General features: G+C 78.2%; 1 protein-coding gene. It reads left to right on the forward strand.

Annotation, left to right across the window (positions count from 1 at the left end; all coding sequences use genetic code 11):
- Nucleotides 1–1,151 (forward strand): acetylornithine transaminase (locus CHB98_RS20900; protein ID WP_218822459.1); only part of this gene is annotated, 1,151 nt, incomplete at both ends.

Genomic DNA, 1,151 nt, shown 5'->3' on the forward strand with positions numbered 1-1,151 from the left:
GAGCTGTCGGCCCGCTGGTCGGCGGTGATGATGGGCAACTACCGCACCCCGCCGGTGGCGCTGGCCCGCGGGGCGGGCGCCACCGTGTGGGACGTGGACGGCCGGTCCTACACCGACCTGCTGGGCGGGATCGCCACGACGATCCTCGGCCACGCGCACCCGCGGGTGGTGGCGGCGATCAGCCGGCAGGCGGCCACGCTGGGGCACGTGTCCAACCTGGCGGTGCACGAGCCCGGGGTGGCGCTGGCCGAGCGGCTGGTGGAGCTGGCCGGGCGGCCGGGGCGGGTGTTCTTCTGCAACTCCGGCGCGGAGGCCAACGAGGCCGCCTTCAAGATCAGCCGGCTGACCGGGCGGGCCGGGGTGGTCACCGCGCAGGGGTCCTTCCACGGCCGCACGATGGGGGCGCTGGCGCTGACCGGGCAGCCGGGTAAGGCCGCGGCGTTCGCCCCGCTGCCCGGCGGGGTGACCCACGTGCCCTACGGCGACGCCGGCGCGCTGGCCGCGGTGGTGTCCGAGCAGACGGCGATGGTGCTGCTGGAGCCGATGCTGGGCGAGGGCGGGGTGCGCCCGGCGCCGGCCGGGTACCTGGCCGGCGCGCAGGCCGCGGCCCGGGCGGCCGGTGCGCTGTTCGCCGTGGACGAGGTGCAGACCGGTACCGGGCGCACCGGGCACTGGTTCGCCCACCAGGCCGACGGGGTCACCCCGGACGTGGTGACGGTGGCCAAGGCGGTCGGCGGGGGGCTGCCGCTGGGCGCCACGCTGGCCTTCGGGGACGCCGCCGAGCTGCTGGGGGCGGGGTCGCACGGGTCGACGTTCGGCGGGAACCCGATCGCGGCGGCGGCGGCGCTGGCGGTGCTGGACACCATCCGCGAGGAGGGGCTGCTGGAGCGGGCCAAGGAGCTGGAGGCGCGGTTCACCGCCGGCATCGACGCGCTGGGCCACCCGGGGGTGGCCGGCGTGCGCGGGCGGGGGGCGCTGCTCGGCGTGGTGCTCACCGCCGAGGTCGCCCCGGCGCTGGAGGCCGCGCTGCGCGAGGCGGGGTTCCTGACCAACGCCGTCGCCCCGGACGTGCTGCGCCTGGCGCCGTCCCTGGTGGTCACCGACGCCCAGGTCGACGCCTTCCTCACCGCCCTCCCGGCCGCCCTCGACGC

It is taken from the genome of Geodermatophilus pulveris, assembly GCF_900188375.1.
GTDB classification, from domain to species: Bacteria; Actinomycetota; Actinomycetes; order Mycobacteriales; family Geodermatophilaceae; genus Geodermatophilus; species Geodermatophilus pulveris.